Raw genomic sequence first — 17,497 nt, 5'->3', positions numbered from 1 at the left:
GATCTGTAGTGCAATAAAAAATTGACAACAAAACTACTTAATCGTATAATTAACTGACACTATTTTATTATGAATTTGGTGAAATATCTAACCTCTTTATTTGAATCTAAAAAGAGGATGACTAGTATTGTTATTACATTAATGGCCCTTTCTTTGTTTATATTCATCGATGCTTTTAACGAATCGTTCGTTTTTGATGAAGCATATACAATGGCAATGATACAACACTCATTTTCTGATATTTGGAATATCACAGCCACCGATGTTCATCCACCACTTTACTACTTTATTTTAAAAATCTTCACAGAAATATTCGGAGATAACCTACTAACATTACGAATATTTTCAGTTTTAGGAATGTTAGCCATTTTTCTCACAGCAATGTTTCCTATACGCAAACACTTTGGAGCCGGAGTATCTCTTCTTTTTATTATCATAGTTAGTCTCTTGCCGGTAAGTCAGTATTTAGCAAGCGAAATAAGGATGTACTCCTGGAGTATGTTTTTTACGTTGGCTAATGCATTAGCAGCGTATCAAGTCTATAAAAACAATAATGCATTTAATAATATTCTATTACTGCTATCGGCACTTTGTGCTTCCTATACGCACTATTACTCGTTAATGGGATCAGCTACTATATTTGGTGTTTTATTACTATTTATGATCGCTACTAAAAAGAAGATTAGAAATCCCTTAATCGTCATTTTTTTGTTCCTTATCGCTTACAGCTTTTGGCTCCCTGAACTTTTTTATCAGATCGGAGCTGTTAATCATAATTACTGGATTACAACACTTACTCCCAAAGATCTTTTATTATTTACTTATTATCTCTTTTCACCGAAAGATCCTACACATCCTTATATGATATTTAACCTGCCCGCTATGTCGGTGGCATTATCAATTATGCTATTACTCATTGCTGCCATTGCCATATTAACGATCAGAGAATATAAAAATCTGAACAAAGCAAAGATAATTACCGCTCTGGTGTTTATCGGATTATTCCTCATTCCCGTTATTTCGGCAGTCATCATATCGTATGCAATGAAACCTATCATGATTCCACGATACATGACATGCTTATTAGGATGTTTGGTTTTAGGTGTATCTATATTACTTTTTGAACTTTACGAGTCCGGAAGCCACAGTGCAAGAACACTTGTATTCGGTAGTTTATTTATGCTATGGATACTTTCGGTGGGACGATTCTTCTCCGAAAGACAGTATATGGCAAAATGCAATGTTGAATATGCTGAATTGCAAAATTATTTTTTAAATAAAAATACCGAAAAAACCGTATTTATTTCACCATTCAGTGCTTGTGGATGGCTAGGAATGCTATCGGTTATGTATCCGAGTAAAGAAAACCTGTTTTTTGTTTATTCCGAACGAAAAACACCTGTCAGCTACAAACCTTTTAATTTGATAGAGGTAAATAAATTGCCTTCTGATTTTGACTTTCATTACACTCAGGCCTATGACAGTAATCCGATCCAATCAAAAGGGAACCAACATTTTACAAACGGCATAAAAAACGATTATGTAATAGCCGATTCGTTAAATCAAAGGTTAAATCCTCAGAGACTCGAAGGAAGAGTCATTTATCAGATGAGAACAATACACAGAGAAAGAGAAAAACATCGGAACACTCATTAAACATTTAAGGTCATAGATCTATCGATTACTCTGGCAAGTAAAACAATTATAGTTAGTTATAACTTTAAAATGTATCATAATTTTTTTTCCGTTACTTATTTGTATTTTTGCAGTACATAATAAGATCACAACCTTATTATCGATTTAGTAAATACTATAACTAAAGACAGTTATTTTAGAAAATACAGTAATAGATATTCAACATTACTTAATAGTCTGTATATGGAACAAAAGTTAGTGATTTATAACACACTTAAGCGAGAAAAAGAAGTTTTCGAACCACTTCATCCACCTCATGTAGGAATGTATGTATGTGGTCCTACAGTTTATGGCGATGGGCATTTAGGACACACTCGTCCTGCGATCACTTTCGATTTATTGTTTCGTTACCTTACTCATATAGGCTATAAAGTACGATATGTACGTAATATTACCGATGTAGGTCATCTCGAAAATGATGCGGACGAAGGAGAAGATAAGATCGCTAAAAAGGCTCGATTAGAACAACTCGAACCGATGGAGGTAGTGCAATATTACACCATTAGGTATCACAAGGCTATGGAAGCATTAAACGTGCTGTCTCCATCTATAGAACCTCACGCCTCGGGACATATAATTGAACAAATTACAACTATTCAGGAAATACTGAACAACGGATATGCCTACGAAAGTAACGGATCAGTATATTTTGATGTTGTAAAATATAATAAAAAGCATAATTACGGAATCCTTTCGCATCGTAATATCGAAGAAATGCTTAATACAACGCGTGATCTCGATGGACAGGACGAAAAGCGCAGCAAGGTTGACTTTGCTCTTTGGAAAAAAGCATCTCCCGAACATATTATGCGTTGGCCTTCACCCTGGAGTGAAGGGTTTCCGGGCTGGCATATCGAATGTTCTTCGATGAGCATGAAATATCTGGGTACCGAATTTGATATACATGGCGGTGGATTGGATCTTATGTTCCCTCATCATGAATGCGAAATAGCTCAAAATACAGCAGCCGAAAATAAGCAAGTGGTAAAATACTGGATGCACAACAATATGATTACCATAGGTGGTCAGAAAATGGGCAAATCGCTTGGTAATTTTATCACATTGGATGAATTCTTCACCGGCTCGCACAAATTGCTTTCGCAAGCGTTTTCACCAATGACTATTCGCTTTTTCATTTTGCAGGCACATTATCGCAGTACTGTCGATTTCAGTAATGATGCTCTATTGGCTTCAGAAAAAGGATTAAACAGATTACTCGATGCATACGCACGAATTGATAAGGTTCCGTTATCCGAAACTTCATCTGTTGACATAGCTTCTATAAGACAGAAGTGCTACGATGCTCTTAATGATGATTTAAATTCGGCGATAACAATATCCTACCTATTTGATGTGGCTACCACCATAAACTCGGCAATAGGTGGAACAGCGACCCTTACTCAAGGTGATATAGATGAAGTTAAGGCTTTATTTGATATCTTTTTATTCGAAATTCTCGGTATTAAAAACGAGGCCAGCTCGAATGAAAATGGACTGGAGGCTTTCTCTAAGGCTATTGATTTATTACTTCAAATACGGGCAGAGGCTAAAACCAATAAAGACTGGGCAACTTCTGATAAGATTCGTGATGAATTAAACAAAATCGGATTTGATATAAAAGACGGCAAAGACGGTGCCGAATGGAAACTGAAATCGTAATATCTCAGATTTTAATTTAATAGAGATAGCCATCTATCGCGGTTTTACTAGCCAAAGCAATAAGTAATTCTGCGAACTTAATAATAAATAAAAACGGCTTAGTTTTTAACTAAGCCGTTTTTATTTATCCTTTTACAACATCTCCATTCTCATCAAAAACCAGACTCCTGTAATAAGACCTGTAAGCATTTCCCCCATAAGCTATTTTGAGGTAATAATAACCATTGCCTTTTCTTTTAGATATTACAATCTCATAATCAGAATAATGCTTTTTCAAGTAGCGTGTAATTGAAGAAGGAAGATCCTCGGATGCTACATTTCCTTTATAATACCCTCTCTTGTATCTCCTACCCTGAGTTTGTTCCAAGGTATTATCTGCAACAAAAGTGCTACTTGCATATGTCGTAGCAAAGCCGGTTATTAATAAACCGATTAAAAGTATTTTTCTCATATCTGAAAAATTAAGTGTTTAGTTAGTGTGATATCTCAATTCAACGGATAAATATACATTCGTAATTCTGAAGAGAATCTGTAGCTACTATTTAGATGGAAATTAAAACATATTTCACCCTCAATTATATTTAGAATTGATAACAAAATATCTACTAATCTGTATATTTGTATTTTAAAGGTCGTAAACCTTTTTTATTGCTTATACCAAACAATTCTGGTTATAAAATACAACAATAAATATCCATCGTTACTTATCTGACAACTAAATCCATGACTGCAAAAGAGATACAATTACAACTAGAAAAAGCTTCAACACCAGAGAAGAGAGATTTCTTACCTCACTTTTTTAAAACAGGAAAAGGAGGTTATGGAGAAGGTGATAAATTTATTGGAGTAATAGTTCCCGATATCCGGAAAATAGCCAAAGCAAACAAATCGTTTCCATCGAACGAATTAACCGATCTTTTAAATAATGAATACCATGAATGCAGAATGTGTGCTTTATTTATATTGGTTGAGAAATTTAAGAAAGCCAATGAAGCAGATCGAAAACAAATTGTCGATTTTTATCTCGCTCATTCTCATCGCATAAATAATTGGGATTTAGTTGACTTAAGCTCCAAGGATATACTTGGAGAATACTTAATTGATAAAGAAGATCGTAAAATTCTTTACAAATTAGCTAAAAGCGAATTATTATGGGATCAACGGATTGCAGTAATAGCAACTTTTGCATTTATTAAAAAGAATGATTTTACCGATATAATCAATCTGTCTGAGCAATTATTATCGCACAAGCACGACCTTATGCATAAAGCGATAGGCTGGATGCTCCGGGAAGCCGGAAAAAGAGATAAGACTGTATTGATTAATTTTCTGAATAAACATCATAAAGTGATGCCTCGTACCATGTTGAGATATTCGCTAGAAAAGTTGACAGCCGAAGAAAAGGCATATTACATGAAAAAGTAAAGCCTAAGACATTTTTATTACTTTGCCAACTATAACAGCTATAATTTGTTATGATTTAGAAATACATTATAGAATACTTTAAATTACTTAATAAGCTTTCTTTATGAAACTTACAAAAGGAATAAATAGGTTATCAACCTGTGGACTAATTTTCATCAGCTTTTGCTGTCTGCTATATATTAATTATATCAATCAGACATTTTGGTATGACGAAGCTTATACTATAGCTATAATGAAGCATTCGTTTTCCGAAATATGGAAAATAACGGCCACCGATGTGCATCCCCCACTCTGCTACTTCATGTTGAAGTTTTTTATCAGGATATTTGGTGATTCATTATTTGTAATGCGAATATTCTCAAATCTCGGAGTTATGGCTTCTTGTCTGTTGGGAATATTTCCAATAAGACGTTTATTCGGAGAGAAGGTTATGTTCGGCTTCGTATTACTAATGATTCTGATGCCTGTAAACCAATATCTGGGTGTAGAGATACGAATGTATTCATGGGCTATGTTTTTCGTGCTGGCATGTGCAGTATACGCCTACGAAGTGTTTCAGAAAGAAACGCTATTCTGCTATTCTAAAATGACATTCTTCGGGATCTGTGCAGCCTATACTCATTACTATGCTTTAATCGCTGTTTTCTCCATATTCTTAATATTGACTATCTATTTATTGAATAAAAAACGAACAGTAGTCCGTCCCATACTTTTCAGCATTATATTTCTTTTGGCTTACAGCCCGTGGGTGCCTATACTTACCACTCAGTTTTACAGTGTTCATGAGAATTTTTGGGTAGAAACTCCCACCCTTAAAGATATCTTGCTATTCAGTTATTACTTCTTTTCACCGAAAGAACCATCCCATCCTTATACAATATTCTCGATATGGACCATGTCTGCCGCATTACTAATCATGCTAGGTTTGATATTTACTTTAACCATCATTATTATACGTCTGCATATACAAGACAAATCGAATAAAAGATTAAGGGCGGGTGCATATTTCATTTTGGTTTTTGTATCAACAATAATGATTACCTTCGCCATCACTTTTTTGATAAAACCAATAAGTGTTCCTCGCTACACAAGTTGTATGCTGGGAGCTTTAATTTTAGGTATAGCAATCTATGGAGTAGAATTGTATAAAACGAAGGCAAAACCAATCGTTATATCCGGTTTAATACTACTCTCGATGTTGAGTATAGCTCGTTTTTTTTCCGAAAAAGCATATTATATATCTCAAAATAAAAAATTTACAGAGGTAGCGGCATTCGTTGAATCGAAAGACAAATCTCTAAAAATGATAGCACCTTTGGAGGCATACCCTACTTTAGCTGAACTGTCGGTTCTACTGCCTAAAAAAGAATTTTTACTCTTTTCTCCGAATGACAATACAACTTACTTACCATTTGAGATTAAAACAATAGAAATGCTTCCGAACATAAGTGAGTTCTTTTTTGTTCAAACAGCCAATGACTCAATGGTTATACCCGGTAAATACAGGATAAAAAGTAAATTACAATTAGATAAAATTATTATTAGCCAAATAGAGGCTAAAAACTCAAATTAAGGTCACAGGTCTATCGAATAGTAAACAAATACTAATTAACAATTATGGGTAAGCCGGTTTACTAAAAACTATTTAAATGAAAGAATATCAATCCTATACTCTAAAAAACGGTTTACGTATTGTACACAAACCTTTAGCAGGTAAAGTTTCATACTGCGGATTTATGGTCAATGCAGGTACCAGAGATGAACAGCCCGATGAATTTGGGATGGCTCACTTTGTAGAACATATGCTATTCAAAGGAACCGAAAAACGCCGTTCGCATCATATTATCAACCGCATGGAAAGTGTAGGCGGAGAAATAAATGCGTATACAAATAAAGAAGAAACTGTCATTTATTCGATATTTCTCCAAGAGCATTTCTCTCGGGCTTTTGAGCTTCTGACCGATTTGACTTTTCATTCAACATTCCCCGAAAGAGAAATAGAAAAGGAAATAGATGTAATTCTGGATGAGATAAATTCGTACGAAGACAGTCCTTCTGAATTAATCTTCGATGAATTCGAAAATCTGATATTCCGTAATTCTCAGTTAGGCCATAATATATTGGGAGAACCCGATCTGCTCGCCAAATTTGATACAGCCAAAGCACGAACCTTTGTCCAAAAACATTATTCTCCTGAGAATATGGTGTTCTTTTCATTGGGAAATACGGACATAAGAAAGATCATAAAACTAGCTGAAAAGTATCTTTCGGAAATAGAAACTCTTTCACCAAATCATGCAAGGGTAGCTCCCGGTGCTGTTGAACGAACAGAGCAGATTACGGCAAAGGAAACTTCTCAAACACATGCTTTGATTGGAGGAAAGTGCTATGATTTACATAGCCCAAAACGAAAGGTATTGCATTTACTTAACAATATTCTGGGAGGACCGGGCATGAATAGCCGACTGAATATCTCTTTACGAGAAAAAAGAGGATATGTATACAACGTAGATTCAAATATGACATGTTATTCCGATACAGGTATCTTCTCTATTTATTTTGGTTGTGATAAACGCAATGCTGAAAAATGCTTCAACTTAATATATAAAGAGTTAGCAGGGCTCCGTGACAATAAACTGACAACATCACAGCTGGCTGCAGCGAAAAAACAATTAATAGGACAAATTGCAATTTCGGGCGATAATCATGAGAATCTGGCATTAGGTTTAGCCAAAAGCTTTATGCACTACAATCATTTCAACAACATGGAAGAGACTATAAAGAGGATAGAACAAATAACATCTTCTGATCTATTAGAAGTTGCAAACGAGATTTTTCACAAAGAAAATCTTAATTCTTTGACTTATCAGTAATCTATTTAACAGCAAAAACCCCTTCCAATAGAAATTATGTGACAAGATTAAGTTAAATTATCATAATGAAAGGCAAACTGTTACATATTAATGATTTTAAGAATACAAAACCATCCAATTTAACTAAATATCACTCTAAACAACTTACATATTTTAATTAATTTAACATTAATATTTGGAAAATAAACCTCAATTATCAAAATTAAGGATAAATTTGTGACGTTTTTGGTTAACTAAAAAGTAACACATTTAAAATTTAGGTTTATGAAAAAATTATTCTTAACTATTGCAGTAGCACTAGGTGTATTTTCTGCAGCAAGTGCTCAAGGCAACATGTGGGTTGGAGGAACAGCAGGTGTATGGTCAAGCAAAGTAAAAGGAGGCGATAGCCAGCTTAGCTTCAAAGTTATGCCTGAATTCGGATATATCTTAAATAGTAATGTAGGTATCGGTATCGCTCTTGGTGGTGCTCATACTCACGGAGGTCTTGATTTTGACGGCAAAGCTTTAGTAAATGAAGGATCAGTTAATTCATATAAAGTAAATCCTTTCCTACGTTATACATTCCTTAAAAGCGACCTTGGTGGTTTATTCTTTGACGGAGGTGTAGCTTATGGATGGGCTAAAGGAACTAACGGAGGAGACAAAGCTAATACTCTAGAAGTAGGTTTGAGACCTGGAGTTGCTATCAATGTATCTAACAAAGTTGCTTTACTAGGTAAATTCGGTTTCTTAGGATACCAAACCGGAAAAGTAAAAGACACAAGAACTAACAGCTTTGGTTTTGACTTTGACATGAGCAATATCGAATTAGGAGTTAACTTAAAATTCTAATTTGATCATATAATCAAATAAATAAAAAACCTCTTGAATTCTCAAGAGGTTTTTTTTATGCTTTTACTCAAAACTAACAGGCTTTCGTTCCCCATATTGAATAGAAGATCTAAAATACTCAGATTCTCCGTAAACCCAAAACGGTGCTCAAACACCTGATAATAGGGAATAGATTCAAAATCAGGATCAATAACCCTCCAATCTATTTTAGGTGAAATTTTCGATCTGTAATCTAGTCCTTCTATCTCTAAAAGAAATTCATCAGTATATCCTATAGCTGACGTATCTATATCTATTAATTGACAGATCAAATTTCGTAACTCTTCATTAAAATCAAAAAGGTATTTATACTCCTTCTCATAGAAAGGTCGGAAATCATCCTGATAATATTCGAAGAATGGTGTAGAATTATAAGCCGAAATAAGTGCATTCCAGTGCAAATGCCGCCAATTTCCATGGTCGGCTATACGAACATCCCTTATCGGGCATTTTTTGCCTCCAGCGCTCTCTATTGGAACAGATAGTGCCATCGGACCATTTGCCGAGAGTATGGTACATCTGTTTCGATAAGTTTGTTTGATATAATTCTCGTGCTGCTCAATATACACATCTCCTTTGAGTAGTTTCGAGTAATACTCGACAGGAGCAAGATAAGCGGTAGATAAATAAGTACTCATTTTAAATTAAATCAGAAGGTCTCAGACCTATTTTACAGACGAAAATAATCGATTCCATCTCGAACCTTCTTCGTCTGAACTATACCAGATAACGGATGCCTTTCCTATAATATCCTTTTCGGAAATAAAACCCAAAGTTCGTGAATCTATGGCATCCTCTGCATTATCGGATAATACCCAATAATAGTTGTAATGAAAAGTATAAGATTTCAGATCTTCAACTTTAACGTTAGCTCCCACTTCATCGTGAATAATCTGCCTGTATAAGGGAATATTAAATTCGGAAAGAGCTATTGTCATACCCGCCGAAGGAATCAGCAGATCATAAGATACTTTATCCTGAATACTTAGCTGCAATTGAATACTGTCATTCAATTTCTGATTGATAAGGAAAACCTCGTATCTGCTAAGACTAGAATATATAGATGTCGAATCCATCTTTAAATCACGAGGACTTATATTGAGAGATTTTATTACAGCGAAGACGGTATCTTTTGAATCTCTATTAAATCGAAAAGACTGTAAAAGGTCAGGAGAGGAAACCGTTTTTATGCCATTCAAATAAAAATCGCCCCCCTGTACTTTTATCGTATCGCCTGCAACTGCTACGCAACGGCTTAGATACAGACTTCGTTTATCGAGCGGTTTTTCGACCTCCAAAGGATTATTAAATAAAATGACATCATTGCGATCTACGATCTTTCCAAAAAGGCGGTGATAGCCCAACTGAATCAGGTCGGAGTATGATTTCATTCCGAATAAATGGTCAAAAGTAAACGGTATAGTTAACAGAGTAATGGGCATCCTGATACCGTAAGACACCTTATTAACCAGAACCCTGTCGCCTCTAAGCAAGGCAGTCTCCATCTGGGAAGAGGAGACTGTATAGGATTGTATAAAGAAAACCCGAATACAAAAGACAACCAGTAAAGCTATAAGGAACGCCTTGCCCCACCATCTTACTATTTTTGTTTTCTTCATAATGTCATGCTTTTAAGTACAATAAAATTGTCAGTTGTACTTATACTTATCAATGGATAGAAAGATTTGATACCTTATTTCTTTTTGGCACTTGTAAATATTCTGTCCCACCGTATTTTTCCGTCGAACCAGCCTTTATCCTTATCCAAAGATAACCATACAAATAAAGGTTGCCCTACAATATGGTCTTCGGGAACAAAACCCCAAGAACGGGAGTCGGCCGAATTATGACGATTGTCTCCCATCATAAAGTAATAATCAAACTTGAATGTATAAGAATCGGCAGGCTTTCCATTGATGTAAACTTTACCATCTTTGTACGCAAAATCGTTTCCTTCATAATTTTTGATTACGCGCTCATAAGCAGCCACTTTATAATCTACGTCTGTATCGAATGTGATAGTCTCGCCTTTTTTAGGAATCCAAAGAGGACCATAAGAATCGCGAGTCCATTTAGTAGGGTAATCAATAGGATAATAAAACGGATAATCTATAATCTTTCCATCGGCGGTTTCGCTTCTTTCGATACGTTCTTTTTCTTTAAAAACATTGATAACAAAAGGCTTCGTTTTCAAAGTTTCGACCATCTTTTTAGTTAGTGGCAATGTATAAACCAAACCGAATGTTTTTCCTTTTGCAACAAAACCCAATTGAGTCAGTTGCAAACTATCGGCTGCAAATTTCACTTCATCGGGCAGCCCTTTATTCAAAAGAGGGTTTGATCTTCTAAGCTCATTCAATGGATCAAAATAATTAGCGGATAGTTGACCCCGCTCGTTTAATACTGCATAATCATCCTTACTGATACCCAATTCATCAAACACCTGCTCGGAAATAGCAGTACCATCGGTCTGAACAAAATATCTCAACTGCATATTTTCGGGAGCTTCGACCTTTTTACCGTTAATATAGACTTCGTCATCTTTTACTTCTAAAGTCTCACCGGGAAGTCCCATAGCTCTTTTTACATAATTTTCTCGCCTGTCTACCGGACGATAAACAATTTCTCCATATTTCTCTTTATTAGCCCATAGCCCCTCACGACCTCGTGGGTCTAGCTTGGATAGGGTATAATAATCGGCTTGCTGCATATTCAAAGCAACCGTATCTCCCGCCGGAAAGTTGAATACAACAATATCGCCTCGTTCTATTTGACCGAAACCTGCAAAACGTTGGTATTTCAATTGTGGCTTATCAAGATAAGACTTGATATTTAAAACAGGCAAAGTGTGCTGTGCCAAAGGAAACGACAAAGGAGTCATTGGCGAACGGGTTCCATAGCTCATTTTACTGACAAACAAAAAGTCTCCCACCAAAAGAGATTTTTCTAAAGAAGACGATGGAATCTGATAGTTTTGGAAAAAGAATGTATTTATAACATACACCGCAATTAAAGCAAAACCAATGGCGTCGACCCACTCCATAACTTTGCGAAGAGATCCGTTTTTACTGGTCCTCCAAAACGACCAGGGTATAAATTTCAGGATATAACTATCGAAGAAAACGATGGTTAATAACAATACGGCATAATAGCCCGTCCAAATAGTAAAAGCTATACAGAATATGGTTATTAGTATAAATTTTATCCACTGCTTGCGAGTTGCTTGAGACAGCCTCTCTTTCAGACTTTTTTTACCCGAAGGGTTGTTCTGATTATTTCTTGCTTCCATATATTATTAGTAATATAAATATTTATTACAGTTTAGAAAAAACTACAGTTGAATACCTTAAAAATTAAGCATATCCTGCATTCCTAAGAATCCTTTTTTCCCATTCGTAAATTCTGCGGCTAAAACGGCACCCAATGCAAAACCTTTACGGTTTTTAGCATCATGTTTTATACTGATTATATCAGCCTCCGATTCATAAAATATTTCATGAATACCGGGAACTTCTCCTTCTCTGATACAATGTATAGCCAAATCGGAAGGTTTCAACTCTGCTTCGAGATTCCAGTTAGTCTTTCTATCGACATTTTCGATAATACCTTCTGCCAAAGTAATTGCGGTTCCGCTTGGAGCATCCAATTTATGAATATGATGCACTTCCTCCATTTTCACCGTATAATCGGGAAAATTATTCATAATCTTCGCAAGATATTTATTAACTGCGAAAAATATATTTACTCCTAAACTATAATTAGAGGCATAAAAGAAAGTATGTCCCTTATTTTCACAAGCATCTTTTACTTCGGGCATGTTTTCGAGCCATCCCGTTGTACCTGCAACAACAGGAACACCGGCAGCAAAACATTTTCTGAAATTGTTCATAGCACTTGCCGGAGTTGTAAATTCAATCGCAACATCTGCACCTTTAAATTCAGCAGAATCAAAACCGGAAAGATTGTTTTCATCAATGATCGAAACAATAGAATGTCCGCGATCAAGGGCAATTCGTTCGATCTCCTTACCCATTTTTCCATAACCAATAAGTGCTATTTTCATATCTAAATAAATCTGTATTATAAGTTTATAAAATATACTATTCTGTTTTACAGGATATTAAAACAAAAACAAGTCATTAATAAAAAAGTAGACAACCTCCATTTATATCCAAAATATTACAAATGTAAGAAAAACTAATTATTATAATTCATATGATCATATGATCTTCTGATAAACAGACTATTTAAGATATCAGTCCATTTAATTTCCCATTGAATACATATAATGGGCAGCTATAACCTTAAATTAAGCTCACAAAACTATTTATTAATTTTTCAATCACAAGATATATAGACAGTTATATCTTTATAAGATATAATGAATATTTCCTCTTACTTAGAATATTCAAATCGAATCTTTATCAATAAAAGCTTCATTTATCCTATTGTATAATCAGTCTGATGTAAGAACAAAAAATCACAGCATTAGTAAAATAAGTAATAAACTAATATTCAACCCATAAGATCTATATATTATCGTTTTTATCGAGAAAAATATATTTATAATAGAACAAACTTCGAGATTTCATCGATAAAACAAGCGATCCTTAAAAAACACAAATAAATAAAATGAAAATGCCCCATTATAGATAATTAAAAACCGTAAGACTATAAATTAATAGCCCAGCTTTTTTTATCATTTTTCTCTTAAGAATGAAAATAGCCAACTATCAATTCAAGGCATAAGGATAAATATTGAGTCTTGCTAACAAATAAAAAAGATGAATATATAAGATAAAGTAATCAATAATGATACAATAGATCTAGTACAAAGTTTTCCAAATAATATTTTATATAAAATCAATATTTCTAAAATAAAAAACTATAATCTATTTATAATTTTTCATTTATATCACTAGCAATACGTATTGCTATACTTATATACAATATTTAAAATTTATAATTAAAAAATTAATAATATAATATTCATATAATTAGAATAATATAAAATATAGCATTATATTAAAATAGTACTTCTAAATATAATTAAGATTATTTCAAGAAATATATTTCAAGCAATTTTACAGTAAAATAGAAATCAGAATAAAAAATAGAATAAAATAGTTACCAAATTTGAAAAACTATTTATAAAATATTAGATCGAAAAGTTTAAAATATAGCAAGACATAAAATATATAATATCACAACTTGGAAAATAAAATTAAAATTATCTGATTACAAAAATCAAATAAGAAGAGCAGGCAAAAAGATAAATCTTTAAACCTGCTCTTATCTAAAATCAAATAATCTGATTAAACAGCTATGCTAAATCAACAAAATTTAGCCCTTAAATAAAGAGATTACAAATTAGCATTTTTAACTATTTCTTTCACCCTGCTAGCATCAGATAAAAGAAAAGAATATTCGGAATAACCCGAATTGTTATAATTATCAGGGAAATTAGGACTATTGTATTTCATCCCCCCCTGTATTGGCTTTTGAAATGTTCCATGCACTTCTTTCACACCTGTAGAATGAACCAACTCCGTAACATTAGTTTCATTCACACCCGATCCGGCCATAACAATGATCCTATTATTCGACAAATCGACTAATTTCCGAAGAACTTCTCTACCTCCAAACGCTGTTTGATAGCCTCCCGAAGTTAGAATACGGTCACAACCTAAACGAATGACATCTTCAAGTGCCGAATATAGGTCATGAACGCGATCAAATGCCCGATGAAAGGTAACTGACATACCATGCTTTTTAGCTAGTTCTACTAGCTCACCATTTCTTTCAATATCAACATTCCCTTTTTTATCTAAAATACCAATCACAACACCATCACATTTGAGTTCGCCACAGAGCTCAATATCACTTTTCATCGATTCGAAATCAAGATTATCATATAAAAAATCCCCCCCTCGAGGACGAATAATTACATTCAGGTCAATCTCAATATTATTTCGCGAAAGCTCTATCTGAGATTTGGCAGGAGTAGTTCCCCCATCACACAAATTACCACACAATTCGACTCTTACTGCCCCACCCTTTTGAGCTTCAATAGCTGATTGAACGGAGTTAGCACATACTTCTACAGTTACCATATTTCAATATATTATTCGGTATAGTTTATATTTTAAGTAAAAATAAGACAAAAAAGAAGAAATCGGAAAACTTAGACGGAAAGAAACAAGTTATGAACTGATATAAAAATAGTAACTTTGCACAATAATTAAATAGCAGCAAATATTTAACGCAATATCTCTAATTACAACAGATAGTTGCACTTATACTTGCTCGAATAAAACAAATAAGTCGGAGACTTTAAAGTAAATAACAATGGATTTTAAATATGACGTAATAGTCGTAGGCGCAGGACATGCCGGCTGTGAAGCCGCTACAGCAGCAGCTAACTTAGGCTCAAAAACCCTGTTAATAACGATGGATATGAACAAGATCGCCCAGATGAGCTGTAATCCTGCAGTGGGTGGAATCGCAAAAGGACAAATAGTAAGAGAGATCGACGCTTTAGGCGGACAAATGGGGATCGTTACAGATAAAACTGCCATCCAATTCAGAATGCTAAACAAGTCGAAAGGACCTGCTATGTGGAGTCCTCGGGCACAAAGCGACAGGGCTCAATTCATTTTAAAATGGAGAGAAATTGTCGAAAACACCAATAACTTATTCATCTGGCAAGATGCGGTTACATCCCTAGTAATCGAAAATAAAACAGTAAAAGGTGTAAAAACAAGTCTTGGTGTAACATTTTCCGCACAATCGGTAGTGCTTACAAACGGTACTTTTTTGAACGGATTGATGCATATCGGATCGACTCAACTTACAGGAGGAAGGGTTGCAGAACCTGCTTCATACGGAATCACCGAACAATTAAGAGAAGCTGGATTCACTACAGATAGAATGAAAACGGGAACTCCTGCCAGAATTGACGGTAGAAGCGTTGACTTTTCGCTGATGGAAGAACAAAAAGGTGAAGAAGATTTCCACAAATTTTCCTACTTAGATTTCAAGCCAAGAACTCTAAAACAACTTAGTTGCTGGATATGCAATACAAATGAAGAAGTTCATGATAAGCTGAGAGAAGGTCTTGAATATTCACCCCTTTACAACGGACAAATCAAGAGTATAGGACCAAGATACTGCCCAAGTATCGAAACTAAAATAGTAACTTTTTCGGAGAAAAATTCACACCAATTGTTCTTAGAACCCGAAGGTGAAAACACTCAGGAATATTACTTAAATGGTTTTTCTTCGTCTCTCCCACTCCACAACCAAATAGAGGCTCTTGAGAAAATACCGGCTTTCAGAAACATTCATATCTACAGACCGGGATATGCTATTGAGTACGATTTCTTCGATCCTACCCAATTAAAACATACGTTGGAAACGAAAATAATGAAGAACTTATTCTTTGCCGGTCAAATAAACGGAACTACAGGATATGAAGAAGCTGCCGGACAAGGACTGATTGCAGGTATAAATGCTCACTTGAATTGCCACAGTGATAAAGAATTTATCTTAAGACGAGACCAAGCATATATAGGTGTATTGATCGATGATCTAGTAACAAAAGGTGTGGATGAACCGTACAGAATGTTTACCTCTCGTGCAGAATACAGAATCTTATTAAGACAAGACGATGCTGACGTACGCCTCACTCAATTGGGATATGATCTGGGTATTGTAAAAGAAGACCGCATAAATCTTCTGAATGAAAAGAAAGAAGAAATAAACAAACTGATTGAATTCACGGCAAACTATCCTTTGAAACCGGAATATATAAATTCATCATTGGAGAAATTAGGAACAAGTCCTTTAAAACAAAGAGTCAAATTAAAAGACTTGTTGACCCGTCCACAAATAAGTATCGAAAACATTCTGGATTCTATCCCTGCATTCAAAGCAGAGATTGATAAAATTCCGAATAGAAAAGAGGAAATCATCGAAGCAACAGAAATAAGAATCAAATATGACGGCTACATCAAACGCGAACAATTGATCGCTGAAAAGATAACCAGATTAGAAAACATTCTGATAAAAGACAAAATCGATTACGAAAGCATTTTATCTCTTTCGACGGAGGCTCGCCAAAAGCTCGCCAAAATAAATCCGGAAACAATCGGACAAGCAAGTCGAATTCCCGGAGTTTCACCGAATGACATTTCGATTCTCCTTGTACTTTTGGGAAGATAAAAAGAAACCGGTTTCACGTGGAACAAATTTCGGTTTCACGTGGAACAATTTCAAAAATACGCGTCACAGCACATTAAAACAGTTATTTATAAAATCATGCCACACAAAAAAATTGAAAGTCTAAGAGCATCCGTAAGAAATATTCCAGACTTTCCAATACCGGGAATCCAGTTTAAAGATGTAACCACATTATTTCAATCTCCTCAAAACTTGAAAGACCTGACAGAAGTTTTAACGGACTTGTATAAAAACAAGGGCATAACCAAAGTTGTAGGAATTGAATCAAGAGGATTTATAATGGGTCCTATTTTAGCTTTAAATATGAATGCCGGATTTATTCCAATCAGAAAACCCGGAAAGCTTCCTGCGGATACATACGAAGAAAGCTACGAAAAAGAATATGGTGTAGATACAATACAAATACACAAAGATTCGCTAGAACCAGATGATGTAGTACTAATCCATGATGATTTACTTGCAACAGGAGGAACAATGCTTGCTGCATATAAATTAATCAAAAGAATGGGTGTAAAAAAAATATATGTAAACTTCATTATCGAATTGGAACAACTTCAGGGTCGAAAACTATTCCCTGATGATGTAGAAGTGGAAGCAATTATAAAATACGACATTTAATATCCCGAATTTTTTATTACCTTAGTATAGCAGTGGTAGATTTTGTGTTACTCGTCGATGATTAACCAAAAATCTACCACTACCAATTAGAATACAGAGATAACGAATTAACA

At 34.6% G+C, this 17,497-nt stretch carries 14 protein-coding genes; 8 read left to right on the top strand and 6 right to left on the bottom strand.

What is annotated here, in order from left to right; genetic code table 11:
* The first annotated feature begins 117 nt into the window (after positions 1 to 117).
* A complete protein-coding gene (locus G7051_RS07260) occupies positions 118 to 1,656 on the top strand; it encodes a glycosyltransferase family 39 protein (protein WP_166199231.1) in 1,539 nt (512 codons plus the stop codon).
* Between the two features lie 222 nt (positions 1,657 to 1,878).
* Entirely contained in the window at positions 1,879 to 3,354 is a 1,476-nt protein-coding gene (gene cysS / locus G7051_RS07255) for a cysteine--tRNA ligase (RefSeq protein ID WP_166199230.1), read from the top strand.
* Between the two features lie 124 nt (positions 3,355 to 3,478).
* Here the strand turns inward: cysS and G7051_RS07250 are convergent, their stop codons facing one another.
* Positions 3,479 to 3,805: a hypothetical protein gene (locus tag G7051_RS07250; RefSeq protein ID WP_166199229.1), complete on the bottom strand. Its 327-nt coding sequence runs from the start codon at positions 3,803 to 3,805 to the stop codon at positions 3,479 to 3,481.
* 272 nt (positions 3,806 to 4,077) lie between these two features.
* Here G7051_RS07250 and G7051_RS07245 point away from each other — a divergent pair, with 272 nt between their 5' ends.
* The 4 genes from G7051_RS07245 to G7051_RS07230 all read left to right on the top strand — a co-directional run bounded on the left by G7051_RS07245 (position 4,078) and on the right by G7051_RS07230 (position 8,486).
* A complete protein-coding gene (locus tag G7051_RS07245; RefSeq protein ID WP_166199228.1) occupies positions 4,078 to 4,779 on the top strand; it encodes a DNA alkylation repair protein in 702 nt (233 codons plus the stop codon).
* A 103-nt stretch (positions 4,780 to 4,882) separates the two neighbouring features.
* On the top strand, positions 4,883 to 6,352 hold the full coding sequence (locus tag G7051_RS07240) for a glycosyltransferase family 39 protein (RefSeq protein ID WP_166199227.1): 1,470 nt from the start codon (positions 4,883 to 4,885) through the stop codon (positions 6,350 to 6,352).
* A 76-nt stretch (positions 6,353 to 6,428) separates the two neighbouring features.
* Positions 6,429 to 7,652: a pitrilysin family protein gene (locus G7051_RS07235; protein ID WP_166199226.1), complete on the top strand. Its 1,224-nt coding sequence runs from the start codon at positions 6,429 to 6,431 to the stop codon at positions 7,650 to 7,652.
* Between the two features lie 264 nt (positions 7,653 to 7,916).
* A complete protein-coding gene (locus tag G7051_RS07230) occupies positions 7,917 to 8,486 on the top strand; it encodes an outer membrane beta-barrel protein (RefSeq protein ID WP_166199225.1) in 570 nt (189 codons plus the stop codon).
* 41 nt (positions 8,487 to 8,527) lie between these two features.
* On the opposite strand, the gene G7051_RS07225 is transcribed toward G7051_RS07230, so the two are convergent.
* From G7051_RS07225 to G7051_RS07205, 5 genes are all read right to left on the bottom strand, one after another.
* Complete coding sequence (locus G7051_RS07225) at positions 8,528 to 9,163, bottom strand: WbqC family protein (protein ID WP_166199224.1); 636 nt, start codon at positions 9,161 to 9,163, stop codon at positions 8,528 to 8,530.
* 27 nt (positions 9,164 to 9,190) lie between these two features.
* Positions 9,191 to 10,144, bottom strand: a complete 954-nt coding sequence (gene lepB, locus G7051_RS07220) for a signal peptidase I (RefSeq protein WP_166199223.1) — start codon at positions 10,142 to 10,144, stop codon at positions 9,191 to 9,193.
* A 74-nt stretch (positions 10,145 to 10,218) separates the two neighbouring features.
* The gene (gene lepB, locus G7051_RS07215; protein ID WP_221412937.1) at positions 10,219 to 11,757 is read right to left on the bottom strand and encodes a signal peptidase I; all 1,539 of its coding nucleotides are present in this window, start codon (positions 11,755 to 11,757) and stop codon (positions 10,219 to 10,221) included.
* A gap of 114 nt (positions 11,758 to 11,871) precedes the next feature.
* A complete protein-coding gene (gene dapB, locus G7051_RS07210) occupies positions 11,872 to 12,588 on the bottom strand; it encodes a 4-hydroxy-tetrahydrodipicolinate reductase (protein WP_166199221.1) in 717 nt (238 codons plus the stop codon).
* Between the two features lie 1,300 nt (positions 12,589 to 13,888).
* Positions 13,889 to 14,638, bottom strand: coding sequence for a copper homeostasis protein CutC (locus G7051_RS07205; protein WP_166199220.1), 750 nt, complete (start codon positions 14,636 to 14,638; stop codon positions 13,889 to 13,891).
* 235 nt (positions 14,639 to 14,873) lie between these two features.
* Between G7051_RS07205 and mnmG the strand changes: the two genes are divergently transcribed.
* Positions 14,874 to 16,748 carry a tRNA uridine-5-carboxymethylaminomethyl(34) synthesis enzyme MnmG gene (gene mnmG / locus G7051_RS07200; RefSeq protein WP_166199219.1) on the top strand — a complete coding sequence of 625 codons (1,875 nt, stop codon included), beginning with the start codon at positions 14,874 to 14,876 and terminating at the stop codon, positions 16,746 to 16,748.
* Between the two features lie 96 nt (positions 16,749 to 16,844).
* The gene (locus G7051_RS07195) at positions 16,845 to 17,384 is read left to right on the top strand and encodes an adenine phosphoribosyltransferase (protein ID WP_166199218.1); all 540 of its coding nucleotides are present in this window, start codon (positions 16,845 to 16,847) and stop codon (positions 17,382 to 17,384) included.
* Positions 17,385 to 17,497 lie beyond the last annotated feature (113 nt).

The sequence above is a fragment of the Dysgonomonas sp. HDW5B genome, assembly GCF_011299335.1.
In the GTDB taxonomy this organism is placed as follows: Bacteria; Bacteroidota; Bacteroidia; order Bacteroidales; family Dysgonomonadaceae; genus Dysgonomonas_A.
This window is presented reverse-complemented; position numbering and strand designations above follow the sequence as displayed.

Excerpts from the sequence above, each read along its gene's own strand:
- G7051_RS07250 (WP_166199229.1), bottom strand. The coding sequence starts at position 3,805 with ATGAGAAAAATACTTTTAATCGGTTTATTAATAACCGGCTTTGCTACG.
- G7051_RS07195 (WP_166199218.1), top strand. The coding sequence starts at position 16,845 with ATGCCACACAAAAAAATTGAAAGTCTAAGAGCATCCGTAAGAAATATT.
- G7051_RS07230 (WP_166199225.1), top strand. The coding sequence starts at position 7,917 with ATGAAAAAATTATTCTTAACTATTGCAGTAGCACTAGGTGTATTTTCT.
- G7051_RS07205 (WP_166199220.1), bottom strand. The coding sequence starts at position 14,638 with ATGGTAACTGTAGAAGTATGTGCTAACTCCGTTCAATCAGCTATTGAA.
- cysS (WP_166199230.1), top strand. The coding sequence starts at position 1,879 with ATGGAACAAAAGTTAGTGATTTATAACACACTTAAGCGAGAAAAAGAA.
- G7051_RS07245 (WP_166199228.1), top strand. The coding sequence starts at position 4,078 with ATGACTGCAAAAGAGATACAATTACAACTAGAAAAAGCTTCAACACCA.
- G7051_RS07235 (WP_166199226.1), top strand. The coding sequence starts at position 6,429 with ATGAAAGAATATCAATCCTATACTCTAAAAAACGGTTTACGTATTGTA.
- G7051_RS07225 (WP_166199224.1), bottom strand. The coding sequence starts at position 9,163 with ATGAGTACTTATTTATCTACCGCTTATCTTGCTCCTGTCGAGTATTAC.
- G7051_RS07260 (WP_166199231.1), top strand. The coding sequence starts at position 118 with ATGACTAGTATTGTTATTACATTAATGGCCCTTTCTTTGTTTATATTC.
- mnmG (WP_166199219.1), top strand. The coding sequence starts at position 14,874 with ATGGATTTTAAATATGACGTAATAGTCGTAGGCGCAGGACATGCCGGC.
- G7051_RS07240 (WP_166199227.1), top strand. The coding sequence starts at position 4,883 with ATGAAACTTACAAAAGGAATAAATAGGTTATCAACCTGTGGACTAATT.
- lepB (WP_166199223.1), bottom strand. The coding sequence starts at position 10,144 with ATGAAGAAAACAAAAATAGTAAGATGGTGGGGCAAGGCGTTCCTTATA.
- dapB (WP_166199221.1), bottom strand. The coding sequence starts at position 12,588 with ATGAAAATAGCACTTATTGGTTATGGAAAAATGGGTAAGGAGATCGAA.